Source organism: Microbulbifer sp. ABF4_143, from assembly GCF_056160225.1.
The window spans coordinates 1-25,942 of record NZ_JBSWWT010000015.1; the positions used below are offsets into that span (position 1 = coordinate 1).

The window sequence follows — 25,942 nt, forward strand, 5'->3', positions numbered from 1 at the left end:
CCGCTCGCGCTTGTGCGCCACCGGGGCCGGCGCGAGCCGGGTCTGCAGTGCCTGCATGGCGCGCACAAAGGTGCCGGCGCCCTCGCCGTGTACCAGCCAATTCACCGGCGCACCGGCGGCCATGGCCTGCTGGATCAGAGAGACCAGGTGATCCCGCTGGCGGTCGCTCTTGTGGCCGCCGTTTTGCCAGTAGAGGGAGTAGTGGTTGTCGGCCCGATTGATATCCTGTTCTTTGAGGGCGGCCCTGTAGGCTTGGCGGATATGCTCTATCAGTAATTTTCCTGCATCTTCCTTGCTGTCGAACTTGCCGCTGACGGCGGCGTAGTGGGCGTTATTCCAGCGGTGGGAGAGTTCCAACTTGGTTTGTGCATCTTCCCTCGTGGTCCATCTCAGACCACCGTCTTGGCTGCGCAAGAATTCAACTTTATAGAGACCAGTCGCCTGCCGGCCGCCCAGGGATTTGTAGTCGCTGTTGACTTCCAGGCCGTGGATCAGCACATCGCCGTCGCTGTCCAGCTGGTAGTGGATGGCCGCGCCGTCGAAGATCATCTTCTCGGTCTGGAAGCGGCGGCCCACCGCCGCACTGTTCAGTGAGTGGACGGCCCTAAGCACGCTGGTCAGGTAGTAGTTGCCACTGTGCTCGCGCTTGATGGTTTGCCAGGCGTCGTACTGGGTGTGCAGCACATAGACATTGCGGCCAATCCGGTTGGCACCGCCGCTGATCAGTTTCCAGGTTTTGTTTTCGCCTTGCATAACAGCTCCTTGTTATTTGGGATTAAGTTTTGGCGGATAGGTCTTAGGGGGTAAGCGCCGGCGGCGGGCTGCCGGGCTTTACAATCACTATGCTGTCCTCGCCCTTATCCCCGTCGCCATCGCGCCATTCGGGGTAAATCCAGGGCTCCGGATCGCGGTGTTCACTGGCGCGGGCATCGGGCCATTTGCGTTTCGCCTCGGCGAGACTCTTTTTCGCTGCAGGCCCAAACTCAAGATGCACTGAATCCAGTACCGAATCACGCAGTGCGTTCATATTTGCCAGGCAGTAGTCGACGGGTGCGTAACCGATGTAATCGAAGCCCATATTCAGGTAATAACGGTCGTCCAGTGGTGCCCGTAGACAACTGCCGCGATAGGTATGCATAAATTCGGGCGGCGGCTCCGCATTGTGGGAATAGTCGCGGTGGCTTTCGAAATAGAGCCAGGTTGTGCCGGATTTTCGGTAGCTGTGCCAGTTGATCGGGGCGCGGAATCTTCCTATTTGTGGCTGGGCGGGGCCACTGAACCAGAGGTCGCGCAGGGCCATCTGTTCGAAGTGGGCTGGATTGAAACAGCTCATACCGTCCGGCAGCGCGTCGTAGCGGCAGATACTAACGCCGAAATAAATGGTTCCATAGGGGCGGGCGCGCCACGGCGGACCGTAAAATTCCCAGTTGCGCTTTAAGAGGTTGAGCCACGCCATCCCCTCGCGCCGCCACTCCGGCAGGGGGCTGTCATCGATGTACGGCTCCGGATCATAGATATTCACCCGTGCCGGCGGCTCCTTGCCGGGGAAGCCGTCGTAGTTGGAGTGCGGCGGCATCGATAGGGTCAGCACACTGCCGGAGAGATCTACCGTTACCTGATCGGGCCGGTTCAGGGACGGCACATAGGGGTGCCTGCGGGATGCGAAGAGTCGTTTGAGCATGATTTCCCTGGCCTGCGGAAGGCCTTTGCCAGTCTTCGTGATCGAGCCTGGAATCCTACCGGCCACCTGGGTTCGGTGCAATCGCCGAATTGAGCCACTTCTCCGAAATTTTTCGATTAAAATCAATTGGTTAGGTGTTTTTTCGCGTTCGCGATAAAGCTTGTACAAAAAATTGTGTTGTACAAGTTTTACCGCCGCACTATAAAAGTTGTACAGATTTAACATGTGTACAACTGCGATGAAGATCGAGCTGCTGACGCAAAAGATACCCGTCGGGATCAGCCAGTGTGCGCTCGGAGAACCGGTGCGCTACAACGGCGGTCACAAGCACAGCAAAGTGTGTACCCAGCTGCTGAGCCACTGTTTCGAATACCGGCCCTACTGCCCGGAAGTCGCCATCGGCCTGGGGGTGCCGCGACCGCCGATTCACCTGATCGTCAGTGACCGGCTGCGCGCGGTGGGCAGGGACGACCCAAGCGTCGATGTGAGCGAGGCCCTGGAAGACTATGCACAGCAGCTGGCCCCCGAGATAGCGCAGTTGCGCGGCTTTATCCTGATGCAGAAGTCCCCCAGTTGCGGGCTGCGCAGCACGCCCCACTACAAGGCCGACGGCTCGGCGCCGGTCGGGCACGGCGCGGGTCTGTTCGCCGCGCGCCTGCACCAGCTGTTTCCGCATCTGCCACTGGAAGAGGCGGGGCGTTTGAATGCCAGCGATATCCGCGAGCACTTCCTGACCCGCGTCTTCGCCTATGATGCCTGGCACCGTTATGTGGAGCCCGATCCGCAGCCGGCCAGGGTGATCGAATTCTACAGCGCCTACAAATATCTGTTGCTGGCCCACCAGCAGCCGTTGACCCGCGAACTGGGCCGCTGGCTGTCCGGCGCCTCGGACATCGAACCGCGGCAGCTGGCCCATGGGGTGCGCGGCCGCATTATGGAGATACTTTCCCACCCGGCGAGCCGCAAGGACAGGACCAACGCGCTGATGCACAGCCAGGGCCACCTGAAGAAATACCTCAACCGGGAGGAAAAGGCGGAACTGACCCGGCTGATCGAGGAGTACCGCCGGGGCCTGAAACCGCTGTCCGCGGTGCTGACCATGCTGCGGCACTATCTGCCGCGCAGCCCGCATCACTTTATTCACAGTCAGGTCATGCTCGCCGCGGAGCCGGCGGAGCTGGGCCTGTGCGATTTCCGCTGAGGGGCGGCGTCGTGGATAGACCGCAAGCGCTGTTGCCGATTCGCGAGGTGGCCAGGCGCACCGGCGTGAACCCGGTGACACTGCGCGCCTGGGAGCGCCGCTACGGCCTGCTGGTGCCGGTGCGCAGCGGTAAAGGCCACCGCCTGTACAGCGAGAAGGATCTGCGGCGCGTCGAGGAGATTCTCACCTGGCTCGCGCGCGGCGTCGCGATAGGCCGGGTGCGCCCGCTGCTGGACGAGCGCGGGGAAAAGCCCGAGGCGGGGGACAGCTGGGAGCGGTTGGTGGACGAGAGCGCCGCGCTGGTGGAAGCGCTGGACGGCGCCGGGCTGCAGCGCCAGCTGCGGCAGCTGCTGGCGGGCTATCCGCTGCCGTTGCTGCTGGATCGCTGGCTGGCGCCGCTGCACCGGCTTTTCAGCCGCCGCAGCCGCTTCGGCAGCGGTGTAGCGCAGTCCCTGTTCTGGCAGCTGCTGGCGGAACAGCTGGCGGTCTCCGTACACGCCGGCCGCAAGAGTTTGCGCCGCGACGGCGGGGAGCGGTTGCTGCTGGCGAGCTATCCCGGCGCCGAGCAGCAGGCGTTTGCGCAGTTGTTTACCGCCGCGCTGATTGCCGCCGGCTTCGACGCGGTGCATCTGGGCCCTCAGGTGGAACCGGGTGAGCTGGCCTACGCGGCGGAAAAACTGCAGGCGCGGGGTGTGGTCTGTTACAGCCACAATGCGTTGCCGATGGCGGTTTTCGGCAGCGGCATGGAGCGGGGGCTGCGCAGCCTGCGCCTGCCGCTGTGGTTCGCGGGGGATTTTGTCGCCTTGCAGCGTCGCGACTTGCAGAAATTTGCCCGGCGGGAAAATGTCACCCTGCTGCCCGCGGACAGCGCTGCGGCGCTACAACAGTTGCGGGAGCAGCTGCAATGAAGCGTGAATTCGCCTTCCGGCGCGGCCTGGTGTGGTTGCGCAGCGATCTGCGCCTGCGCGACAACACGGCCCTGTACCGGAGTGCGCAGGGCTGCGGCGAACTGGCTGCGCTCTTTATCGCCTGTCCGCAGACCTGGCGCAGCCACGACGAGGGCGAACCGGTGGTCGCGTTTCGCCTCGCCTGCCTGCGCGAACTGCAACAGCAGCTGGCGGAGCGCAATATCCCGCTGTATTTTCTCGAGCTGCAGACTTTCGATCAGGTGCCGCGCGCGCTGGCGCAGGTGGTGCGGAAGCTGAAGGTCGAGGCCGTCTTCGCCAACGCCGAGTACCCCCTGAACGAGCGCCGCCGCGATAGCGCCGCGCGCGAGGCGCTGAAGGAGGTCGGCGTACCGATCGAATTCTGCAGCGATCGCACTCTGCTGCCGCCGGGGGCGGTAAAGACCGCAGACGGCCGGCCCTACAGGGTGTTCACGCCGTTCAAGCGCGCCTTTATCGAGCGGTGCGACGGCGATTTCGCACCGCTGCCGCCGCCGCGCCGCATGGACCCGCGCGCGCCCTGGCCCCGGTGGCTAAGTGTGCCGGGCGGGCCGCGGCTGGTGCAGGCGCTGCCGGAGCGCCTGCCGGGCTACGCGGCGCTGGCGGACGAGCGTGGCGCGGTGCTCGGCTGGCAGCCGGGAGAGAGTGGGGCCCTGCGGCGCCTGCGGGCATTCCGCGAGGATATCGACGGCTACGCGGACGAGCGCGATTTCCCCGCCATAGACGCCACCTCGCGTCTGTCACCCTATTTGAACTGCGGCGCCATCTCGGTCCGCCAGTGCGCGCATATGGCGCTCGGCGAAAACGACGGCCGCTGGCGCGGCGGCAGCGAAGGCATCAGTTGTTGGCTGGGGGAGCTGATCTGGCGCGAGTTTTACACCCACCTGCTGGTGGCCTTCCCGCACCTGTGTATGCACAAGCCGTTCAAGCCGGAGACCGAGCGGGTGCCCTGGTCCTACGACGAGGAAAAATTCCGGCGCTGGTGCGATGGTGAAACCGGTGTGCCGATCGTCGACGCGGCCATGCGCCAGCTGAATACCTGCGGCTGGATGCACAACCGCCTGCGCATGGTGGTGGCCTCCTTCCTGAGCAAGAATCTGCTGATCGACTGGCGCTGGGGCGAGCGCTATTTTATGCAGCGCCTGGTGGATGCGGACCTGGCCGCCAACAACGGCGGTTGGCAGTGGGCCGCTTCCACCGGTACCGACGCGGCGCCCTATTTTCGTGTGTTCAACCCCTACAGCCAGTCGAAAAAATTCGACAGGCACGGGGATTTTATCCGCGCCCATGTACCGCAATTGCGCCGGTTACAGGGCGATGCCATTCACTGCCCGCCGCCGCTGGCGGACTATCCCCCGCCGATCTGCGATGTGGCGCAGAGTCGCAAGCGGGCGATAGAGGCATTCGCGCAGTTGAAGTAAACCGACGCGCAGACAGCCGGTCCGGCTTCTCCTTTCTTCGCCTTATCGAAGCTATTGCGCCCGGGCAATTTTCACCGCGCGGCGTGTCTATACTTGGCCCATCGCGATCCGACCATCACCGCAAGGGAGTGCGCAATGGGATTTACCGTCAAAGCCGTGTTTGCCGCAGTGGCCGCGGCCACCGCCGTCTCCGCGCTCGCCGACAGCAGCGGCGCAAATCTGTATAACAAGATAGTCGTGTTCGGCGACAGCCTGTCGGACAGTGGCAACGCCGGCATTTTTACCAGCAGTGACCCGGACGGGATACTGCCGAAACAGCCGGCGGTCAGTTTTATGGCCCAGGACTTCGGCCTGGATCCGCTGCGCCCCTCCTGCTTCGGGCTGGGGCCGGCCTTCGGCGGCGCCATTCCCTGCGCGCCGGCGCCGGGCACGCCGGAAGAGCAGTTCCAGCAGGTGGCGGCTTCGGTGCTGGCCAATGGCAGCAACTGGGCCGTGGGCGGCAACCGCACCGCCGATGTGCTGCTGGATCTGGTCGGGCCGCAGCGCTTCCTCCAACTGTTTCCGGATACCACCGTCGCCGACCACAACACGCTGACGACGATACTGCCGGACTCCACCCGCTGCGGCGCCGACGGTATCTGCGATCCTGCCGCCGGCGAGAGCCCCTATCTGCCGCCGGCACAGGTGGCGGAGGCGGTTGCGGCCTTCGGCGATCCGGTCGCGTTGCAGGCGCTGGTGGACGATCCGAACAACAGCATCACCCTGACCGGCGTGCCCTTCGGTACAGGCCAGGGCTATCTGCCGCAGAACAGCATCGGCCGCGACACCCTCTACTACCTGAACGGCGGCGGCAACGACATTATCGGCGCCACCCTCGCCGGCACCGTTTCCCCGGACAGAATGCAGCGCTCCGCGACCTTCCTCGCCACTGCCGCGCGCGAACTGCGCAGAGCCGGCGCGCGCTATGTAGTGGTCTCCAACGCGCCGCGGGTGGGCAATACACCGTTGATGAACGATATCGGGCCGGCGGCAGTCAGCGCCGCCAACATCGGCACCGCACTGTTCAACGACGCACTGCGGGTGCAGCTGAACTTTATCGGCAACGTGCTGATTCTGGATACCGAGGGCTTCGGCACCCTGGCGCTCGACAAGCCGGGACTCTTCGGCTTCGCCGATATCGACCAGGCGAAGACCTGTTTTATGGCCGGTGGCTGCGCCAACCCGGATCCCGTGTACGGGGAAAACGGCAGTGCGCCCAACGCCAATCGGCTCTATTTCAACGACGGCGTGCACCCGACCCTGGCCGCGCAAAAAATACTGGGCGACTACTACCACTCGGTGCTGAGCGCGCCGGTGGGCTTTGCGATGCTGCCGGACCTCGGCTACCAGAACATGCGCCTGCACCAGACGAATATCGACCATCACCTGGTGGCGCAGCGCTTCCACGATCCGACCACGACGGTGTTTTTCGGCGGTGCCCTGGGCTATACGGACCTCGGCCATGGCCCGGCACCGAACCGCGAGGACCACGGTGTGGACGCGCTGATCGGTATCAGCTTCGCCGTCTCGGACCATTTCGAGGGAGCGCTGGCGCTCTCCTACGCCCGCAGCGATTACGATCCGAGCGGCCTGTCTTTGACCGCCCGCAACTGGAACCTGTCCGCCCTCGGCCGCTGGGACAACGCCTTCTTCTTCGTCGACGGCGGCCTCACTTACGGCGATATCGACTACTACGAAGTGGATCGCCGCATACAGCTGGGCAACAGTTTCACCAAGTGGATACGCGGAGATACCGACGGCAGCGCCACCGTCGTCTTCGCCCGCGCCGGCTACGACAGCGTGCCGGCGCTGCCCTGCCAGATGGGCCCCTTCGTGGCCGCCGAGTGGACCCAGGTGGATGTGGACAGCTTCCGCGAATCCACCAACCGCGACCTGACCTATATCGGCAACAACGGCGAGACCCTGGATCCACTCGGCCTCGCCGTGCGCCACCAGGACCGCGAGTACTACCGCCTGCGCGGAGGCTTCTTCTACAACGCGCCGGAGAGCGCGGACTGGCGCTGGTTCGGCGAAGTGTGGATGGAATACAACGGCGGCGACGACGTCGCCAAGGTGGGTATCGGCATCAAGTCCATCGCCGGCAACAGCGCCCGCCTCGCAGCCTACGACAGCCGCAACGCCGGCTTCTTCCAGAACGGCGTCGGCGCGCTGGTGGGGCTCAATGTGACGGACAAACTGCAGCTGTCCGGCAACCTGCTGGTGCGTCCGGAGGATACGGTCGGCGGCCTGAATATCAACTACCGCTTCTGACCTTTTTTGGGGAGCCCTGAACTCGACTTGAGTGTTTCGAAGTGGGGATCCCTATGCGAAGGTCCCGCCCGGAAGCTTTAAAATGGCACCAGCCTGGGAATCAAAATGCCGTATCGGTCACATCAAGGCTGAAACAAAAATGTCACCGAATTTTCTGCGGCAAAGGCGGCAAAAATTCCTTGGGAATGCGAAATTCACCCCCCCGAATCACTATCGATTACCCGCGCCGTTGTTAACGTAGAGATATGAATAACAACCGGATAGTGAGTGACGATGTTCAATCCCAGATTCAGCCTGCAGAGTGAAGCCCTGGACAGTGCCGACGCCGATGTCTGGGCGGTCAGCGACCGCGCCCACGAGCTGGCGGACAAGGGCGAGGACGTGATCTTCCTGTGTGTGGGCGACCCCAACTTCGACACGCCGGAACCCATTCTCGATTTCGCCCGCGCGCGCCTGGGCGTCGGCCGCACCCACTATTCCCCGGCCGCCGGCGAGCCGGTGCTGCGCCGCGCGATCGCCGATATCGAGAGCAAGGTCTCCCCGCATCCCTGCAGCCCCGATGACGTGGTGGTCTTTCCCGGCGGCACCAACGCCATCTACGCGGTGCTCGCCTGCCTGCTGAACCCGGGCGAGGAAATCGTGATCCCGGAGCCGATGTATATCGGCTATGTGCCCATCTGCGATGCGCTGCGCCTGAACGTCAAGAAAGTCGCCTGCCCGGCGGAGACCAACTTCGCCTTCGACGTGGACGCGATCAAGGCCGCGATAGGCCCGGACACCCGCGTGGTGATGATCAACACCCCCGTAAACCCCACCGGCGCCATGGCCACCCCGGAACAGCTGCGCGAACTGGCCGCCTACTGCCGCGAGCGCAACGTGTGGCTGGTGTGCGACGAGATGTACTCGATGATCACCTTCGCCCGCCGCCACACCTCGCTGCGCACCGCCGCCGAGCACCTGGACAATATCGTCGTGATCGACGGCCTGTCCAAGTCCCACGCGATGAGCGGCTGGCGCCTCGGCTGGGCCGTGGCCCGCGGGCCGCTGGTGGAGCGGCTGATCGAATTCGCCGGCGCCACCATCTTCGGCTGCCCGCAGTTTATTCAGGAGGCCGCCGCCTTCGCGCTGGAATTCGACACCTACTTCGTCAAGCAGATGCGCGACGCCTACGAGAAGCGCCGCGATCTGATCGTCGAGCGTATCAACAGGATTCCCGGCCTCAGCTGCTACTCCCCCGAGGCGGGCATGTTCGTGATGGTCGACGTGTCGCAGGTCACGCACGCGAAAGACGGTAACTGCGGCCAGGCCTTCGCCGAGGCGCTGCTGGACGCGGAGCGCGTCTCGGTGCTGCCCGGTGCCCCCTTCGGCGCCAGCGCCGTCAACCATGTGCGCCTGACTCTGGCCGCGGACGAGGCCGAACTCTCCCGCGCGCTGGACCGCATAGAGCGCTTCGTCACCGCCGGCAGCCGCCAGGCCGGCTGACAATCGCGCATCCGCCGCGGTTGTGCTGTAGGAGCCTGCAAGCAGGCTCCTGCGGGTGCCCCGCGGCGGAATCTGCAGTTCCAGCCCCCGGCGAATGTCGCTATCCTTGCCCTTTTCCAAGATCAAAAGAACAGCCCAGTGAAAATCGACCGGCACAATTTGCGTATTTTGCAGGCGCTGCAGACCAATGCGCGCATCAGCAACCTGAAACTGAGTGAAGAGATAGGACTGTCGGAGAGCGCCTGCCTGGCACGGGTGAAGCGGTTGACCAGCGAGCGCTATATTCGCGAGTTCCAGGCCGAGGTAAACCTGGACAAGGTGCGCCACGCCGAGTTCTACGTCAACGTGGCGCTGAAACGCCAGGATGCGCGCACCAGCGAGAACTTCCGCCGCGCCATCGACGATATTCCGCAAATCGTCTCCTGCGTGAAGATGTCGGGGGAGTTCGACTATATGCTGCGTTTCGTCTGCCCGGACGCGGCGGACTTCAACCGCGTGTCCGAGCAGCTGCTGGCCAACGAGGACGCGGCCATCTCCCGCATGACCTCCCATCTGGTGATCGAGAAGACCAAGCCTTTTACCGGCTACCCGCTGGAGCTGCTGTTCCAGGACTGAATCTCGGGTTCCCGCCACAAAAAAAACGCGGCCCAGGGGGCCGCGCAAGCACATGCGGATATCTGCCGATCAGCCGCAATTCTCAAGTCGCTACCGGTGTTCTCTCCCGTACCGGCGCCGCCTCAGCCTCCGCGCTGAATTCACCGTCGACTGCCCGGCGGAACACCTGCTTGTAGTTCTCGAATTCGGTGCCCATCCAGCGATCCCACCAGGTGAAATAGAAGCCGTAATTGCCCTGAAAACGCTGGTGGTGCAGGTCGTGGTGCGTGGTGGTGGTCATAAAGTCCAGCGGGCCGTCCACCCAGCTCCTCGGATGGAATTCGCAACCGGCGTGCAGCATCGCGTTGCGGAAGATCATCACGAAAATAAACGACAGCCAGATCATCACATGCAGCGGCAGCAGCATCAGGATCAGCGGCGAGAAGAGCGCCATCAGGAAGCTCTCGCCGATGGAGAAACTGTAGGCCGCCCAAGGGGTCGGGGTGCGCGACAGGTGGTGCACGCGGTGGAAGTGCTTGAACAGCAGCGGGTGGTGCATGGCGCGGTGGGTCCAGTAGAAGTAGGCGTCGTGCAGCAGTATCACCAGCGGCAGGCTGGCCAGGTTCCACCACAGCGGGTAGTCGCCCCACTGCCAGTAGATCTGCACCAGGCCCCAGCCCCTGAGGGTTTCGGTGACTATGCCGATGGTGGCGAAGACCCCCAGCGTGAGTATCGAGAAGCTGACTTCGCGGCGTATGTCCTTCCAGCCGGCGCGGCGACGCTGTAGGCGGCGACGATTCATCCAGCGGCGAAACAGCCAGCTGACCGAAAGGCTGACGGTGGTGGCCGCGAGCAGGTAGCGGAAGAGGTCGTGCCCGAAATGTTCGACCCAGCCCCGGGCCAGGTCCCACAGAAATTCCATAGTCTTACCTTGTTATTCTGTTTTAAGACTCCTGTAGGAGCGGCCGGTGGCCGCGATCTGGCTCTGCGGATGGCTGAGAGATAGATCGCGGCCATGGGCTCCTACAGGGGGTGGGTTGCAGTCTGGAGCAAAGTCGAGGTCACTGCTTACGGAAAGCGAACAACAGCTGACGGATTCCGAAAACACCGCCACTCAGGCGGGCAGTTTCTCCCGCCGGTACTCGGTCGGGGTCTGGTTGTGGCGGCGCTTGAAGGCGGCGTTGAACGGGCTCAGGGAGCGGTAGCCGATATCCAGGGCGATGGTCAGCACCGGCAGGTGCGCCTGCTCCGGGTCCGCCAGGCGCCTGCTCGCCTCGTCGATGCGGAACTGGTTCAGGTACTCGTTGAAGTTGCGGTAGCCCAGGTGGCGGTTGATCAGCGCGCGCAGCACATGTTCGCGGGCGCCCAGCTGTTCCGCCAGCTCGCGAATGGTCAGGCCCGTGTGGCGGTAGCCGCCGCCGCGCATATGGGACTGCAGCTTTTCCAGCAGCTGGCGCTGCTGTTCGTCCAGCGGTTGCAGCGCTTTTTCTTCTGGCTGCGCCGCGGTTTCGGCTTCCACCTCCACTTTTTGCGGCAGGGATTCGGCCAGCGCCCCCGGGGAGATGGCCAGCAGCCACAGGCAGGCGGCCAGGGCCAAGGCGCTGGTCAGTATCGCGTGCAGTGTGGGCACGCCGGCCGGGACCGGCAGGTAGGAGAAGAGGAACTCGGCACAGACGACGATCAGCATATAGCCGCCGGCGGCGATCAGCAGCACCGCCCGCAGGCGCCGGCGCGCCTCCACCAGGTCCGACTGGAACTGCTGCAGCAGGGCCACCAGGCCGGCGGCGAGCAGGCCCAGCTTCAACGGCTGCGCCAGTATGTACAGGGCTTGGTGTAGCCGCGACAGGCCGTCGAGGTCGAGATTGGCCGCAGTGGCGACGAGCAGTGACAGGGCGATCAGGGCCCAGCCCCAGCGGGGGAATTCCTCGCACTCGCTGCACAGGGTAAACGCGAACAGCCAGAAGGCCGCCGGGACCAGGTCTGAGGGGAGCTCCAGCAGCAGTTCCGCCCAGGCGCGCTCGGGTGCGATCAGCGGGTGCAGCAGATAGCAGAAGATGCCGGCCAGCAGCAGCATCAGCCAGCGGCCGGCGGCCTGCTGGCGGTAGCTGATCGCCAGCTTGGCCGCCGCCAGCAGCAGCAGTGCGCAGGCGGCACCGGTGAAAAATACATAGCTGCTGTCCACCGTTTACCTCCAGCGCGTCGCCCAGGCGTCCAGCACCTTGCTGGAGTAGGTGTGGCGGCCGTAGCTGCCGTTGTAGTAGGCGAGCGCGTTGGCCAGGTTGCCCTTGGCCTTGCGAATGTAGTGCTTGAGGATGGTGCAGCCGTAGCGCAGGTTGGTGTCCATATCGATCAGGTTGTCGTCCGGGCGACCGATTTCGTTCTTCCAGAAGGGCATTACCTGCATCATGCCCTGGGCGCCGACCCGGGACACCGCGTAGGGGTCGAAGGCGCTCTCTATCTGGATCACCGCGAGCACGATTTCCGGGCGCAGGCCGGCGCGGGTGGCTTCGCGGTGCACCGCCTTCAGCACCCGCATGCGCTCCTTGGGATCCTTGATATAGCGGGCCAGCGGCTGGGACTTGGCCATCAGCCAGACCTCCGCGTCGAAGCGGTCGACGAAACTGTCCGCCTCTGTGACAGCCTCCTTCAGCGCGAGCCTGAGCTCCGGATCTATCTCCGGAATCCGCTCCTGGGCCCGGGCGCCGACAAACAGCAGGCAGAGCAGCAGTGTGGTCAGAATTTTTCTTATCATGACAGCGGATTTTACGGAAAGGCGGGGAGGAAGGGCAGCGGCAATTGCGGATCGCGGGTCGGGACCCGGGCTGCGGAGCCGGAGCCTTCAGCGCCCTTGGGGAAATAGCTCCGCGTTCCCGGGGGGGGGAGCTAGCCGCGGATCATCTTCAGCAGCACTTCCTCCAGCTGCGACTCGGCAAACTCCTGGCTCTCGGCGTCGCGGCGGCCCTTGTATTCCACCACGCCCTTCTCCAGGCCGCGGTCGCCGACGACGATGCGGTGGGGTATGCCCATCAGCTCCACGTCGGCGAGCATGGCGCCGAGGCGCGCTTTGGGCTCGTCCATCAGCAGCACGTCGACGCCCTGGGCGCGCAGGGACTCGTACAGGTGTTCGCACTTCTCCCGCACCAGGTCGCTCTTGTGCATATTGATCGGCACTATCGCCAGCTGGAAGGGCGCTATCGCGTCCGGCCAGATGATACCGGCGTCGTCGTGGTTCTGCTCGATCGCGGCGGCGACGATGCGGGATACGCCGATACCGTAGCAGCCCATGGCCATGACCTGTTCCTTGCCGTTCTCGTCCAGTACCGTCGCGTTCATCGCGCGGCTGTACTTGTCGCCGAGCTGGAAGATATGGCCCACCTCGATACCGCGCTTGATTTCCAAGGTGCCCTTGCCGTCCGGGCTGGGGTCGCCGGCGACCACATTGCGCAGATCCTCGACGCGACCCAGTTCCACGTCGCGGCCCCAGTTGACCCCTACATAGTGGTAGTCGTCCCGGTTGGCACCGCAGATAAAGTCCGCCAGGTGTGCGGCGGAGCGGTCGACGATGGTCTCTATCTTCAGGCCCACCGGGCCCAGGGAACCGATGCCGCAGCCCAATTCCTTGGCGATGCGCTCTTCCGGGGCGAACTGCAGCGGGCTGGCGATGCCGGGCAGCTTCTCCGCCTTCAGCTCGTTCAGCTCGTGGTCGCCGCGCAGTACCAGTGCCACCAGCGGAGCTGTCTCCCCTTCCTCGCACTCGCCGAGGACTATCAGCGTCTTGACCGAGTGGGCCGGATCAGATTTCAGGAACTCGCTCACCGCGGCGATAGTCTTCTGCCCCGGGGTGTGTACCTCTGTCATTTCCTTCGTCGGCGCCGGGCGCTCGCCCGCCGGCGCCACGGCCTCCGCCAGCTCGACGTTGGCGGCGTAACGGCTCTCTGTCGAGAAGGCGATATCGTCCTCGCCGCTGTCGGCGAGCACGTGGAACTCGTGGGAGTGGGAGCCGCCGATGGAGCCGGTGTCCGCCAGTACCGGGCGGTAGTCGAGGCCGATGCGTTCGAAGATGCGGCAGTAGGCGGCGTGCATCGCGTCGTAGGTCTCCTGCAGGGAGTCGGCGTCGATATGGAAGGAGTAGGCGTCCTTCATCGTGAACTCGCGCGCGCGCATCACGCCGAAGCGCGGGCGTATCTCGTCGCGGAACTTGGTCTGGATCTGGTAGAAGTTGGCCGGCAGCTGCTTGTAGCTGCTGATCTCGTTGCGGATCAGGTCGGTGATCACCTCCTCGTGGGTCGGGCCCAGGCAGAAGGGATTGTCGTGGCGGTCTTTGACGCGCAGCAGCTCCGGGCCGTACTGCTGCCAGCGGCCGGACTCCTCCCACAGCTCCGCCGGCTGCACCACCGGCATCAGCACCTCCAGCGCGCCGGCGCGGTCCATCTCCTCGCGCACTATGCGCTCCACCTTGCGCAGCACGCGCAGGCCGGTGGGCAGCCAGGTGTAGAGGCCGGAGGCCAGGCGGCGGATCATGCCGGCGCGCAGCATCAGCTGGTGGCTGACCACGACGGCGTCGTTGGGGGTTTCTTTCTGGGTGGCGATCAGGTAGCGGGATGCGCGCATAGGGGGTTCAGTTCTGGTTGTGTTGCATTCGGGCCGGGTATTTTACGCTAAATGCCGGGGGCCCGGAAAAGAGTAGTGCAGTGGATACCCGACTCCGAGGGCCGGCTTGTGGCTGCTCGGGGCATTAAAAAACCCCGCCGTGGCGGGGTTTTGGCAGCGCCGAGCCCAGCCCGGTAACTCGCCTGAGGAATCAGGACTCGGCCATTTCCTTCAGTTTCTTCAGCGGGCGGATCTTCACCTGGATGCTGGCGGGCTTGGCCTTGAACACTGTCTCCTCGCCGGTGAAGGGGTTGATACCCTTGCGGGCCTTCTTGGCCGGCTTCTTGACGGTGGTGATCTTGAGCAGGCCCGGCAGGGCGAATTCGCCCACGGCGCGCTTCTTGATGTGGCCTTCGATCACATTGGACAGCTCGTCCAGCACGGCCTGAACCTGCTTGCGGGACAGCTCGGTGTTCTCGGCGATCTGGTTCAGAATCTGGGTCTTGGTGTACTTCTCTTTGATCGCAGTCACTTTTTTGGCCGGAGCGGCTTTCTTCGCGGTGGCCTTCTTGGCTGCGGTTTTCTTAGCGGGGGCTTTCTTGGCTGCGGCTTTCTTCTTTACGGCCATGAGTAGCTTCCTTCTATATGTTGTTTTTCCGGTGAGAGTGTGTTCGTACGCCCGCTGGGCTGCGTCCGGATGCCGGGGCACCGCAGCGAGTGTTGAGGGGAAGTATATATAGTTTTTGTTCGCCCGCACGGGGAAATGCCGGAAAAATAGTGCTTTTTCTCAAGTTTTTGGGGGTGAGACTGCGTCTCCGTGCTCAGATCCTGGTCGGGCCATTGCCCATTGCGGGCACAGCTTCTTCCCTCTAAAGGGCTCATGTATAATCTGCGCCCCCTTAACCATCGGGTACTGAGCAATGCCGATATACGAATACCAGTGCAATGCCTGCGGCCACGAGATGGAGGCCCTGCAGCGCATGAGCGACGCCCCGCTGACCGACTGCCCGGCCTGCGACAAGGCCGAGTTGCGCAAGAAGATTTCGGCCGCCGCTTTCCGCCTGAAGGGGGGTGGCTGGTACGAGACGGACTTCAAGACCGGCAGCAAGAAGAACCTGGCGGGAGACGCGGCCAACGCCTCCAAAGGGGATGGGGCCAAATCCGGCGGGGACAAGTCCGCGGCCAACACGGCCAAGGCCAGCTGAGCCCGGGGCCACCGGAGGGTGGCCCCTCAACTTATCGATCGACAACGGGAATTTGCATCCATGCGCACTGACTACTGTGGCGCCCTTCGTTCCGCGGATATAGACCGCGTAGTGACCCTCTGTGGCTGGGTTGACCGCCGCCGCGACCACGGCGGTGTGATCTTTATCGACCTGCGCGACCGCGACGGCATAGTCCAGGTGGTCTTCGACCCGGATGCGGGCGAGCACTTCGAGCAGGCGGACCGGGTGCGCAGCGAGTATGTGCTGAAGGTCACCGGCCGCGTACGCGCCCGCGCGCAGGAGGCGATCAACCCGAATATGGATACCGGCGAGGTTGAGGTCTACGGCACCGAGCTGGAGATCCTGAATATTGCCGAAACCGTGCCGTTTCAGCTCGACGAGCACACCGCGGTGGGCGAGGACGTGCGCCTCAAGTACCGCTATCTGGACCTGCGCCGCAACGAGATGCAGCGCAATCTGCGCTTCCGCTCCAAGCTGACCACCGCGATCCGCAACTACCTGGACGGGCAGGGCTTTCTGGATATCGAGACCCCGATCCTGACCCGCGCCACCCCCGAGGGCGCGCGCGACTACCTGGTGCCCAGCCGCACCCACGAGGGCAAGTTCTTCGCCCTGCCGCAGTCGCCGCAGCTGTTCAAGCAGCTGCTGATGGTGTCCGGCTTCGACCGCTACTACCAGATCGCCAAGTGCTTCCGCGACGAGGACCTGCGCGCGGATCGCCAGCCGGAATTCACCCAGATCGATATAGAGACCTCCTTCCTCGACGAGGAGGCTATCATGTCCATCACCGAGGGCATGGTGCGCAAGCTGTTTATGGAGCTGAAGGGGGTGGACCTGGGCGAGTTCCCGCGCATGACCCACTACCAGGCGATGCTGCGCTACGGCTCCGACAAGCCGGATCTGCGTATTCCGCTGGAGATGGTCGAGATCAAGGACCTGATGACCGAGGTGGAGTTCAAGGTCTTCTCCGGCCCGGCCAACGACCCCAAGGGCCGCGTCGCGGCGCTGAAAGTGCCCGGCGGCAACGACAAGCTGACCCGCAAGCAGATCGACGACTACGGCAAGTTTGTCGGTATCTACGGCGCCAAGGGGCTGGCCTATATCAAGGTCAACGACAAGTCCGACCTGGAAAACGGGTTGCAGTCGCCGATCGTCAAATTCCTGCCGACTGAGACCCGCGCGGCCATTCTCGACCGCCTCGAGGCCGAGAACGGCGACCTGATCTTCTTCGGCGCCGACAAGGCCAAGATCGTATCGGAAGCCCTGGGCGCGCTGCGCTGCAAGCTGGGCGCCGACCTGAATCTGTACACCTGTGAGTGGGCACCCCTGTGGGTCGTGGCCTTCCCGATGTTCGAGGAGGACGACGACGGCAGCCTGACCGCGCTGCACCACCCCTTCACCGCGCCCTCCTGCACCCCGGAGGAACTGGAGGCGAACCCGCTCGCTGCCCTGTCCCGCGCCTACGACATGGTGTTGAACGGCACCGAACTGGGTGGCGGTTCCGTGCGTATTCACGACCAGGCGATGCAGCAGGCGGTATTCCGCATTCTCGGTATCGACGAGCAGGAGCAGCGCGAGAAGTTCGGCTTCCTGCTCGACGCGCTCAAGTACGGCGCGCCGCCCCACGGCGGCCTGGCCTTTGGCCTCGACCGGCTGGTGATGCTGATGACCGGCAGCGACTCGATCCGCGATGTCATCGCCTTCCCGAAAACCCAGAGCGCCGCCTGCGTGATGACCGACGCCCCGGGCACGGTGGACGCCAAACAGCTGCGCGAACTGAGCATCAGGCTGCGGCAGAAAGAAGAGAAGATCGGCTGATATTTACCGCTTTCGGTAGGATGGGCAAAGCGAAGCCTGCCCATCAAATGCAATGATGGGCACCAGCCCGCCACGGATGGCGGGAATGCGGAAACGGCAGGGAGCATTTTTCCGTGCGCTTCGCTCCTTTGCCCATCCTACGAACTGACTGAAGAGAGATGAGGAATGGCCGGACACAGTAAATGGGCCAACATCAAGCACCGCAAGGCGGCCCAGGACGCCAAGCGCGGTAAGATTTTCACCAAGATCATTCGCGAGCTGACCGTGGCCGCGAAGGCCGGCCCCAACCCGGACGACAACCCCGCCCTGCGCGCCGCCATCGACAAGGCCCTGGGCGCGAACATGAAAAAGGACACCATCGACAAGGCCATCGCCCGCGGCGCCGGCAATACCGAAGGCGAGAACTACGAGGCGGTTACCTACGAGGGCTACGGCGCCGGCGGTGTCGCGATACTGGTGGAGTGCCTGACCGACAACCGCAACCGCACCGTCGCGGAGGTGCGCCACGCCTTCTCCAAGCGTGGCGGCAACCTGGGCACCGACGGCTCCGTGGCCTACCTCTTCTCGCGCAAGGGCCAGCTCTACTACGAGCCCGGCGTGGATGAGGATGCGCTGATGGAGGCGGCCCTGGAGGCCGGTGCCGAGGATATCCAGACCAACGAGGACGGCAGCATCGAAGTCACCACCGAGTTCCAGGACTATATGCCGGTCAAGGATGCGCTGACCGAGGCCGGTTTCAAACCGGACAACGCCGAAATCGCGATGATCCCATCCACCACAGTGCCGCTGGACAAGGACGGCGCCGAGAAGGTGATGGCGCTGGTGGATATGCTCGAAGACCTGGACGACGTGCAGAACGTCTACAGCAACGCCGATATCCCCGCCGAGGTGATGGAGCAACTGGGTTAAAGCCCAGATGCCGTAGGGGCGAACACAAGGTTCGTTCCGGCCGCTCCTGGTATTCGCGGCGCCTTCGGCCCCTACAGGGAGGAGAGGCCTTCAGCCCCTCCTCCCTTGACGCCCTTCCCCCACCTTGGGACACTCCCGCCACTATATAAACGTACAGGAAAACAGCCTGTGACCCGAATCCTGGGCATAGACCCCGGCTCGCGCAAAACCGGCTACGGCCTGATCGACGTGCAGCGCAACAAGGCCATCTATGTGGCCAGCGGTGTGATCCGCATCCCCGAGGGGCCCTTGCCGGAGCGGCTCAAGCTTATTTTTGATGCGATCAGCCAGATAGCGCAGCAGTACCTGCCTGCGCAGATGGCAATCGAAAACGTGTTTATGTCCAAGAGTGCCGGCTCGGCCCTGAAGCTGGGTCAGGCCCGCGGCGCGGCCATAGTCGCCGCCGCCAATGCGGACCTGCCGGTGGCCGAGTACGAGGCGCGCAAGGTCAAGCAGGCGGTGGTGGGTACCGGCGCGGCGGACAAGCTGCAGGTGCAGCATATGGTGAAGACCCTGCTGTCCCTGCCGGCTTCGCCGCAGGAGGACGCCGCCGACGCGCTGGCGGTGGCGCTGTGCCATATGCACACCACGCAGACCCTGGTACAGGCCGCCGGCGGTGCGCGCGGGCGTTTTCGCCGCGGTCGCCTGACCATCTCCTGATGGGCGTGCTGGCGAGGTCGTGGCGGCACTGCTGCCGGTACGCCCTTGCGAGACACGCCGTGAATACGTCCCTGTAGGCTTGTCGGCCGGGTCCCTCCGACCGACAGTCTCGCAAGGGCGTACCGGCAGCAGTGCCTTCGCATCGAACACTGTACCGGTTGGCAACTACGGGATAGAAGAATGATAGGAAGACTGAGCGGTACATTGGCCGCAGTACAGCCGCCGCTGTTGCTGGTGGATGTACAGGGGGTGGGCTACGAGGTGCTGGCCCCGATGACCACCATCTTCGAGCTGCCACCGCTGGGGCAGGTGGTGCAGCTGCACACCCACCTGGCGGTGTCGGAAACCGCGCAGACCCTGTACGGCTTCGTGCGCGACGCCGACCGCCAGCTGTTCCGCACCCTGATCAAGGTCAACGGTGTGGGTCCGAAGATGGCGCTGGCGATTCTGTCCGGCCTGGACGGCGCGGCCCTGTCCCGCTGCGTGGCGGAGGACAATGTGGCCGCGCTGGTCAAGGTGCCGGGGGTCGGCAAGAAGACCGCCGAGCGGCTGATCGTCGAGCTGCGCGACAAGCTGGCGCCGCAGTTCGGCGATTCGAACGATATACCGCTGATGGCAGCCGCGGCGCCGGTGGTCGACCATGTCGGCGAGGCCGAGAGCGCCCTGGCGGCGCTGGGCTACAAGCCCACCGAGGCCACCAGGATGGTGGCGAAGGCCAGCAAGGAGCAGCCGGATGCCGACAGCGCCACCCTGATCCGCCTGGCCCTGAAGAGCATGGCGCCGGCGTGATGAATGTGAAGAATCAGCCTGTAGGGGCCGAAGGCGCCGCGAATACCTGGAGTGGCCGGAACGAACACAAGGTTCGCCCCTACACGGTAGTCGATGTGCGTGGGGAAAGTGATGATTGAAGCCGACCGCCTGATAGCCCCGGAACCCCAGGGCCCCTCCGGCCAGGAGGAGCAGTACGACCGCGCCGTGCGCCCCAAGACCCTGGCGGATTATGTCGGCCAGCCGGTGGTGCGCGAGCAGATGGAGATCTTTATCCAGGCCGCCAAGCTGCGCGGCGAGGCCCTGGACCACACGCTGGTGTTCGGCCCGCCGGGGCTCGGCAAGACCACGCTGGCCAATATCATCGCCGCGGAAATGGATGTGGCCATCAAGACCACCTCCGGTCCGGTGCTGGAGAAGGCCGGTGACCTGGCCGCGCTGATGACCAATCTCGAGCCGGGCGATGTGCTGTTTATCGATGAAATCCACCGCCTCAGCCCCCATGTGGAGGAGGTGCTCTACCCGGCGATGGAGGACTACCAGCTCGACATCATGATCGGCGAGGGCCCGGCGGCACGCTCGATCAAGCTGGACCTGCCGCCGTTTACCCTGGTCGGCGCCACCACGCGCGCGGGGCTGCTGACCTCGCCGCTGCGCGACCGCTTCGGCATAGTGCAGCGGTTGGAGTTCTACAGCGTCGAGGACCTGACCAGCATAGTGCAGCGCTCCGCCGGCCTGATGGGGGTGGAGATGGACCGGGGGGGTGCCCTCGAAGTGGCCCGCCGCGCCCGCGGCACCCCGCGCATCGCCAACCGCCTGCTGCGGCGGGTGCGCGACTACGCCGAGGTGAAGGGCAACGGCAGCGTCGATGCCGCCATTGCCGACGCGGCGCTGAATATGCTCAACGTGGACGCGCGCGGCTTCGATCAGCTCGACCGGCGCATGCTGCTGGCGATGATCGAGAAGTTCGACGGCGGCCCGGTAGGCGTGGACAGTCTGGCCGCCGCGGTCAGCGAGGAGCGGGATACCATCGAGGATGTGCTCGAACCCTACCTGATCCAGCAGGGCTATATCGCCCGCACCCCGCGCGGGCGGGTGGTTACGGCGCTGGCCTACGAGCACTTCGGCATACCGAAGCCGGACAACAAGTAGCCGCGATCTGAGCTTAGAGAAATCACAAGGGGCAGGGGTGAAAGAAGCATTCAGCATCCCGATCCGCGTCTATATCGAGGACACGGACGCGGGCGGAATCGTCTATTACGTCAATTACTTGAAGTATATGGAGCGCGCGCGCACAGAACTGGTCCGCTCCCTCGGCTATGATAAGCCGGCCATGCCGGAGCGGGGCCTGTTGCTGGTGGTGCACTCGGCGGAGATACAGTACCGCCGCTCGGCGCTGCTCGACGACCATTTGCGGGCCACCGCGGCGATTGGCAAACTGGGTCGCGCCGCGGTGACTTTCGAGCAAAAAATCTGGCGCAACGATGAAATTATTTGCGAGGGCGTGGTCAAAGTCGCCTGCGTCGACGACGCCAGCCGCAGGCCCTGCGCGCTACCCGAACCCATTTACTCAGCATTAAAGGCAGCCATATAGAAGATGGAAACCGGTGAACAACTCTCCCTGTGGGGGCTGATACAGAATGCCAGTCTGCTGGTGCAGCTGGTGATGTTACTACTGCTGCTGGCCTCGGTGATCTCCTGGGTCATGATTATTCAGCGGGGCCTCTACCTGTCCCGCGCCAAAAAAGCACTGAACAACTTCGAGCGCCGCTTCTGGTCCGGCGCCGATCTGAACCAGCTGTTCCGCGAGGGCAACGGCCGCGCCGAGAAGGGGCGGGTCGACGGCGTCGAGTCCCTGTTCCGCGCCGGATTCACCGAGTTCACCCGCCTGCGCCAGCAGGGGCGCAGCAGCCCCGAGGCGGTGATGGAGGGCACCGAGCGGGCCATGCGCGTGGCCATGTCCCGGGAACAGGAAAAGGTGGAGATGAACCTGCCGTTTTTAGCCACCGTCGGTTCGGTCAGCCCCTATATCGGTCTGTTCGGTACCGTCTGGGGCATTATGAACTCCTTCCGCGGCCTGGCCACGATGCACCAGGCCACCATCGCCACCGTCGCCCCCGGTATCTCCGAGGCCCTGGTGGCCACGGCCATGGGCCTGTTCGCGGCGATCCCGGCGGTCATGGCCTATAACCGCTACTCGGCCAAGGCGGAGTGGCTGCTGTCCAGCTACGAGACCTTCGCCGAGGAGTTCTCCTCGATACTGCACCGCAAAGTGCACGCAAGCTGAGCGGATAGGCGATCCCTATGAGTGTTTTTCGCAAGGGCGGCAAGCGCAAACTGGTCTCCGAGATCAATGTGGTGCCCTACATCGACGTGATGCTGGTGCTGCTGATCGTGTTTATGGTCACCGCGCCGCTTCTGATGCAGGGGGTCAAGGTGGACCTGCCGGACGCGCCCTCGGCGCCGATCGAGGACACCGACGATGAGCCGCTGATCGTCTCGGTGCGCGCCGACGGCACCTACTACCTGAATCTGGGCGAGGAGGAGAAGAAGGCCAAGCCGCTGGCGGAGATCAAGGAAACTGTGGCCAAGGTTTTGCGTCAAAAACCCAAGACGCCGGTGCTCGTGTGGGGCGATACCGATGCCAAATACGGGCTGATCGTCAGCGCCATGACCCACTTGCAGCAGGCCGGTGCCCCCAGCGTGGGCCTGGTCACCGAACCGCCGCAGGAGTAAGGTGCCGGTACTTATATGAGATACCAACGAGGCTCTTATGCCCTGGCGATCCTGATCAGTCTCGCGCTGCACGGGGCCCTGATCGCGGTGCTCACCTACGGTTGGGAGGCCAGCAGCCAGCCCGAGCGCAAACCGATGCCGAAGTTTGTGCAGGCGAAGCTGGTCACCGTGGACGCGACGGTGACGAAGAAGAAGGCGCCACCGAAGGTGGACAAGATCAAGCAGCGCCAGCAGCGCGAGCTGGAGCGCCAGCGCCAGGCCGAGGCGGAGCGGAAGCGCCGCGCCGCGCTGGAGCGCAAGAAAAAAGAGGCCGAGCGCAAGAAGAAGGAGGCCGAGGAGAAGGCGCGCAAGGAAAAGGCGCGCAAAGAGCGGGAGCGCAAAGAGCGCGAGCTCAAGGAGCGCCTGGAGCGCGAGCGCCAGAGCGCCTTCGATGAGGCCCTGCAGGAAGAGGAGGAGCTGCTCGACGCGCGCGAGGACGCCCAGGCGGTGATGTCCGTGGCCCAGGCTATCCAGCAGCGCATCGAATCCGTGTGGAGCCGCCCGCCCAGCGCGCGCAACGGCATGCTGACCGTGGTGCAAATCAACTTTGTGCCCACGGGCCGGGTGGTCGCGGCCAATATTATCGAGGGCAGTGGCAATGCCGCCCTGGACCGCTCGGTGCTCACGGCCATCCGCCGGGTGGAGGTGTTTCCCGAGGTGGCGGAGCTGGCCCGCGAGGAGCCGAGCCTGTTCGAGCGCGAAGTGCGCACAACCCTGTTGAACTTTAGAGTCGAAGATCTGCGCCAATGATAAAAAGCCTACTGAAAACACTCGTTGTCATCGCCGCGGTATCGCTGAGCCTGGGCGCCCGCGCCCAGCTGGTGGTGGATATCACCAGCGGTATCGACGACCCGACCCCGATCGCGGTGTCGCCGTTCGCCTGGTCCGGCAGTGGCGTGCTGCCGGAGGATGTGTCCGGCATCATCTCCGCCGACCTGCGCCGCAGCGGTCTGTTCGCGCCGGTGCCCCGGGAGGACATGCTGTCCTTCCCGAAGAATCCGCAAGAGGTGGTTTTCCGCGATTGGCGAATTCTGGGAACCGAATACGTCGTCACCGGTCGTATAGAACCCCAGGCGGCGGGTTACCTGCTCACCTTCGACCTGGTGAACATCTTCGGGCAACAGAAGATGTTCACCAAGCAGGTCAGCGGTGGCAGCCGGCAGCTGCGGGATATCGCCCACCGCGCGGCGGACGAGATCTTCGAGGCGATCACCGGCATCCGCGGTGCCTTCTCCACCGAGATGATCTACGTGCTGGAGGAACAGCGCGGCGGCCGCCCCAGCTACGCGCTGATGCGGGCGGATATCGACGGGGCGCGGGCGCGGGAAATCCGCCGCTTCAGCGCGCCGGTGATGTCGCCTATGTGGTCGCCGAACGGGCAGGAAGTGGCCTATGTGTCTTTCGAGACCGGGCGGCCGGCCATCTTCCGCGAGAACCTGAGCACCGGTGCGCGCCAGCAGTTGACCAACTTCAAGGGCATCAACAGCTCGCCCACCTGGTCGCCGGATGGAACCAAACTGGCGATGGTGCTCTCCAAGGACGGCAATCCGGAGATCTATGTGCTGGATCTGAACACCGGGAAATTCACCCGGATGACCCGGCACTTCTCCATCGATACCGAGCCCAACTGGATGCCGGACGGTAAATCGCTGGTTTTCACTTCCGATAGGGGAGGTAAGCCACAAATTTACCAATTGACTCTTGCCACTGGTCAAGTAGACCGCTTAACCTTCGATGGCGACTATAACGCAAGGCCGCGTGTGTCACCGGATGGGAAAACGCTGGTAATGGTCCATCGCAGCCGGGGGGTGTTCACGATTGCGACGATGGATATCAATACCGGCAGAATGCGCCTCCTGACGGAGACGACGCTGGATGAATCCCCCAGCATCGCGCCCAACGGCGCTATGCTGATGTACGCCACCAAGCGGGGGAGCAAAGGTATTCTGGCGGCGGTATCGCTGGATGCCGGGGTGAAGTACAACCTGCCGTCCCAGCGCGGGGATGTACGCGAGCCGGCATGGTCGCCTTACTTTGATTGACTCGGGGTGCCCGCCGGTCGGTATGCGGCGGGTGTAAAACAAGACCAAATAAAAGTCTTACAGGATTTTTCTAAAACACTAAAAGCGGAGTAGCTTATGTTGAAATCAGTAAAAACTGGCCTGGGCCTGGCCTGCGTTCTGGCGGTAATGGCGGGCTGTTCCAGCACCGACACCGACGACAGCGCGCAGCAGCAGATGACCCAGGTTCAAGAACCGGTTATCGAAACACCGGCTCAGGAAACCGTGGCCCCGCTGGACAACGTCGTCTACTTCGACTTTGACCAGTCCCTGCTGAAGCCGGAAACCCGCGAGCTGCTGATCCGTCACGCCGACCGCATGCGCGGCAACACCGGCACCGTGCGCCTGGAAGGCCACGCCGACGAGCTGGGCACCCGCGAGTACAACCTGGCCCTGGGTGAGCGCCGCGCCAACGCCGTGCGCGACTTCCTGGTGCTGCAGGGCGTAGACGCCTCCACCCTGGAAGTCATCAGCTACGGTGAAGAGCGCCCGGCACAGCCCGGCTCCAGCGAGAGCGCCCGCGCGATGAACCGTCGCGTAGTGATCAACTGATCGCCAATGGATGCCAATGGCTTTGACGATTAGACAGATCGCGGTTGCCGCAGCCTTCACGGCTGCGGCATCGCCCGTTTTCTCACAGGCGCCGATTGTCGACCTGTCCAGTGACAGTGGGCGACAGTCGGCGTCTTCGTCTCCGGATTCCTCCTATGCGGAGCCGGCCTATCGGGATGCCCCCTACACGGAAACCACGATAGCGCGCGCGCCCGCGCCCGCCCAGCGCCAGTCCAACCCGCAGGCGGAAGCCTACTACCAGATGCAGGTGCTGCAGCAGGAGGTACAGGAGCTGCGCGGCGCGGTCGAGGAACTGCGCCACGAGGTCAAGCGCCTGAAGCAGCAGCGCACCGACGACTATATGGATCTGGACAGGCGCATCGCCCGCCTGTCGGGAACCGAGCCGGCCCAGCGGCCGCCGGCCGCAAATGGCAATGGCGCTGATGCCGGCGCCTCGCGCCCGGCCGCGCCGGCGGCCAGCGGAGACGAGCGCGAGCGCTACCAGGCCAGTTTCGGCCTGGCCCGCAACGGCGACTACGACGGCGCCAGCGCCGAGTTCAAGCGCCTGCTGCAGGACTACCCCAGCGGCAAGTACGCCCCCAACGCCAACTACTGGCTGGGCGAGATAGCCCTGGTGCAGGGCAATCTGGAAGAGGCGCGCCAGTGGTTCGTGGCTCTGCTCGACGGCTACCCCAACTCCACCAAGGTGTGGGACGGCCGCTACAAGCTGGGCACCGTCTACCACCAGCTCGGTGACCAGCAGAAGGCCCGGGAGCTGCTCGAACAGGTGGCCGCCAGCGATGCGCGCGCGTCCAACCTGGCGAAGAAGTACCTGGAAGAGAACTTTTAGGGCGATCACAAGGATCGCCCCTACAGCACCCGCCGCTGGTTTTTTGACCACAAAAGCTCTAT

The 25,942-nt window shown here is 64.1% G+C and carries 26 protein-coding genes; 19 read left to right on the plus strand and 7 right to left on the minus strand.

Going from position 1 to position 25,942, the window contains the following annotated elements:
- Nucleotides 1-753, minus strand: a 753-nt coding sequence (locus ACXAF3_RS12635) for a hypothetical protein (protein WP_475112668.1), incomplete at its 3' end; no start/stop codon positions are given.
- 43 nt (nucleotides 754-796) lie between these two features.
- Nucleotides 797-1,906 (minus strand): hypothetical protein, encoded by a 1,110-nt coding sequence (locus ACXAF3_RS12640; RefSeq protein ID WP_475112669.1) that lies wholly within the window; start codon nucleotides 1,904-1,906, stop codon nucleotides 797-799.
- Between ACXAF3_RS12640 and ACXAF3_RS12645 the strand changes: the two genes are divergently transcribed.
- The 6 genes from ACXAF3_RS12645 to ACXAF3_RS12670 all read left to right on the plus strand — a co-directional run bounded on the left by ACXAF3_RS12645 (nucleotide 1,905) and on the right by ACXAF3_RS12670 (nucleotide 9,654).
- Complete coding sequence (locus tag ACXAF3_RS12645; protein ID WP_475112670.1) at nucleotides 1,905-2,882, plus strand: DUF1722 domain-containing protein; 978 nt, start codon at nucleotides 1,905-1,907, stop codon at nucleotides 2,880-2,882. The genes ACXAF3_RS12640 and ACXAF3_RS12645 overlap by 2 nt on opposite strands.
- 11 nt (nucleotides 2,883-2,893) lie before the next feature.
- Nucleotides 2,894-3,790 carry a MerR family transcriptional regulator gene (locus ACXAF3_RS12650; RefSeq protein WP_475112671.1) on the plus strand — a complete coding sequence of 299 codons (897 nt, stop codon included), beginning with the start codon at nucleotides 2,894-2,896 and terminating at the stop codon, nucleotides 3,788-3,790.
- On the plus strand, nucleotides 3,787-5,247 hold the full coding sequence (locus ACXAF3_RS12655) for a cryptochrome/photolyase family protein (protein ID WP_475112672.1): 1,461 nt from the start codon (nucleotides 3,787-3,789) through the stop codon (nucleotides 5,245-5,247). Before ACXAF3_RS12650 ends, ACXAF3_RS12655 begins: the two co-directional genes overlap by 4 nt.
- Nucleotides 5,248-5,382: 135 nt before the next feature.
- Nucleotides 5,383-7,557, plus strand: coding sequence for an autotransporter outer membrane beta-barrel domain-containing protein (locus ACXAF3_RS12660; RefSeq protein ID WP_475112673.1), 2,175 nt, complete (start codon nucleotides 5,383-5,385; stop codon nucleotides 7,555-7,557).
- Between the two features lie 273 nt (nucleotides 7,558-7,830).
- Nucleotides 7,831-9,039, plus strand: a complete 1,209-nt coding sequence (locus tag ACXAF3_RS12665; RefSeq protein WP_475112674.1) for a pyridoxal phosphate-dependent aminotransferase — start codon at nucleotides 7,831-7,833, stop codon at nucleotides 9,037-9,039.
- A 138-nt stretch (nucleotides 9,040-9,177) separates the two neighbouring features.
- Nucleotides 9,178-9,654, plus strand: coding sequence for an Lrp/AsnC family transcriptional regulator (locus ACXAF3_RS12670; protein WP_475112675.1), 477 nt, complete (start codon nucleotides 9,178-9,180; stop codon nucleotides 9,652-9,654).
- An 82-nt stretch (nucleotides 9,655-9,736) separates the two neighbouring features.
- Here the strand turns inward: ACXAF3_RS12670 and ACXAF3_RS12675 are convergent, their stop codons facing one another.
- The 5 genes from ACXAF3_RS12675 to ACXAF3_RS12695 all read right to left on the minus strand — a co-directional run bounded on the left by ACXAF3_RS12675 (nucleotide 9,737) and on the right by ACXAF3_RS12695 (nucleotide 14,851).
- Nucleotides 9,737-10,555: a sterol desaturase family protein gene (locus ACXAF3_RS12675; RefSeq protein ID WP_475112676.1), complete on the minus strand. Its 819-nt coding sequence runs from the start codon at nucleotides 10,553-10,555 to the stop codon at nucleotides 9,737-9,739.
- A 192-nt stretch (nucleotides 10,556-10,747) separates the two neighbouring features.
- On the minus strand, nucleotides 10,748-11,815 hold the full coding sequence (locus ACXAF3_RS12680) for a helix-turn-helix transcriptional regulator (RefSeq protein WP_475112677.1): 1,068 nt from the start codon (nucleotides 11,813-11,815) through the stop codon (nucleotides 10,748-10,750).
- A 3-nt stretch (nucleotides 11,816-11,818) separates the two neighbouring features.
- A complete protein-coding gene (locus tag ACXAF3_RS12685; protein WP_475112678.1) occupies nucleotides 11,819-12,385 on the minus strand; it encodes a lytic transglycosylase domain-containing protein in 567 nt (188 codons plus the stop codon).
- A 131-nt stretch (nucleotides 12,386-12,516) separates the two neighbouring features.
- Entirely contained in the window at nucleotides 12,517-14,244 is a 1,728-nt protein-coding gene (locus ACXAF3_RS12690; RefSeq protein WP_475112679.1) for a proline--tRNA ligase, read from the minus strand.
- A 190-nt stretch (nucleotides 14,245-14,434) separates the two neighbouring features.
- Nucleotides 14,435-14,851 carry an HU family DNA-binding protein gene (locus ACXAF3_RS12695; protein WP_475112680.1) on the minus strand — a complete coding sequence of 139 codons (417 nt, stop codon included), beginning with the start codon at nucleotides 14,849-14,851 and terminating at the stop codon, nucleotides 14,435-14,437.
- A 292-nt stretch (nucleotides 14,852-15,143) separates the two neighbouring features.
- Here ACXAF3_RS12695 and ACXAF3_RS12700 point away from each other — a divergent pair, with 292 nt between their 5' ends.
- The 13 genes from ACXAF3_RS12700 to ybgF all read left to right on the plus strand — a co-directional run bounded on the left by ACXAF3_RS12700 (nucleotide 15,144) and on the right by ybgF (nucleotide 25,880).
- Nucleotides 15,144-15,428 (plus strand): FmdB family zinc ribbon protein, encoded by a 285-nt coding sequence (locus ACXAF3_RS12700; RefSeq protein ID WP_475112681.1) that lies wholly within the window; start codon nucleotides 15,144-15,146, stop codon nucleotides 15,426-15,428.
- A 60-nt stretch (nucleotides 15,429-15,488) separates the two neighbouring features.
- The gene (gene aspS / locus ACXAF3_RS12705; protein WP_475112682.1) at nucleotides 15,489-17,267 is read left to right on the plus strand and encodes an aspartate--tRNA ligase; all 1,779 of its coding nucleotides are present in this window, start codon (nucleotides 15,489-15,491) and stop codon (nucleotides 17,265-17,267) included.
- Nucleotides 17,268-17,432: 165 nt separating this feature from the next.
- The gene (locus ACXAF3_RS12710; protein ID WP_475112683.1) at nucleotides 17,433-18,176 is read left to right on the plus strand and encodes a YebC/PmpR family DNA-binding transcriptional regulator; all 744 of its coding nucleotides are present in this window, start codon (nucleotides 17,433-17,435) and stop codon (nucleotides 18,174-18,176) included.
- A 168-nt stretch (nucleotides 18,177-18,344) separates the two neighbouring features.
- Nucleotides 18,345-18,875 (plus strand): crossover junction endodeoxyribonuclease RuvC, encoded by a 531-nt coding sequence (gene ruvC, locus ACXAF3_RS12715; protein ID WP_475112684.1) that lies wholly within the window; start codon nucleotides 18,345-18,347, stop codon nucleotides 18,873-18,875.
- A 180-nt stretch (nucleotides 18,876-19,055) separates the two neighbouring features.
- Complete coding sequence (gene ruvA / locus ACXAF3_RS12720; RefSeq protein ID WP_475112685.1) at nucleotides 19,056-19,664, plus strand: Holliday junction branch migration protein RuvA; 609 nt, start codon at nucleotides 19,056-19,058, stop codon at nucleotides 19,662-19,664.
- A gap of 111 nt (nucleotides 19,665-19,775) precedes the next feature.
- A complete protein-coding gene (gene ruvB / locus ACXAF3_RS12725) occupies nucleotides 19,776-20,795 on the plus strand; it encodes a Holliday junction branch migration DNA helicase RuvB (RefSeq protein ID WP_475112686.1) in 1,020 nt (339 codons plus the stop codon).
- Between the two features lie 37 nt (nucleotides 20,796-20,832).
- Nucleotides 20,833-21,237 (plus strand): tol-pal system-associated acyl-CoA thioesterase, encoded by a 405-nt coding sequence (ybgC, locus tag ACXAF3_RS12730; protein ID WP_475112687.1) that lies wholly within the window; start codon nucleotides 20,833-20,835, stop codon nucleotides 21,235-21,237.
- 3 nt (nucleotides 21,238-21,240) lie between these two features.
- The gene (gene tolQ, locus ACXAF3_RS12735) at nucleotides 21,241-21,930 is read left to right on the plus strand and encodes a protein TolQ (protein ID WP_475112688.1); all 690 of its coding nucleotides are present in this window, start codon (nucleotides 21,241-21,243) and stop codon (nucleotides 21,928-21,930) included.
- Between the two features lie 17 nt (nucleotides 21,931-21,947).
- On the plus strand, nucleotides 21,948-22,379 hold the full coding sequence (tolR, locus tag ACXAF3_RS12740) for a protein TolR (protein ID WP_475112689.1): 432 nt from the start codon (nucleotides 21,948-21,950) through the stop codon (nucleotides 22,377-22,379).
- A gap of 15 nt (nucleotides 22,380-22,394) precedes the next feature.
- Complete coding sequence (gene tolA / locus ACXAF3_RS12745; RefSeq protein WP_475112690.1) at nucleotides 22,395-23,168, plus strand: cell envelope integrity protein TolA; 774 nt, start codon at nucleotides 22,395-22,397, stop codon at nucleotides 23,166-23,168.
- Nucleotides 23,165-24,460: a Tol-Pal system beta propeller repeat protein TolB gene (gene tolB, locus ACXAF3_RS12750; RefSeq protein ID WP_475112691.1), complete on the plus strand. Its 1,296-nt coding sequence runs from the start codon at nucleotides 23,165-23,167 to the stop codon at nucleotides 24,458-24,460. The genes tolA and tolB overlap by 4 nt, the downstream gene beginning before the upstream one ends.
- 96 nt (nucleotides 24,461-24,556) lie before the next feature.
- Nucleotides 24,557-25,030: an OmpA family protein gene (locus ACXAF3_RS12755; RefSeq protein ID WP_475112692.1), complete on the plus strand. Its 474-nt coding sequence runs from the start codon at nucleotides 24,557-24,559 to the stop codon at nucleotides 25,028-25,030.
- A 16-nt stretch (nucleotides 25,031-25,046) separates the two neighbouring features.
- Complete coding sequence (ybgF, locus tag ACXAF3_RS12760) at nucleotides 25,047-25,880, plus strand: tol-pal system protein YbgF (protein ID WP_475112693.1); 834 nt, start codon at nucleotides 25,047-25,049, stop codon at nucleotides 25,878-25,880.
- Nucleotides 25,881-25,942: the final 62 nt, after the last annotated feature.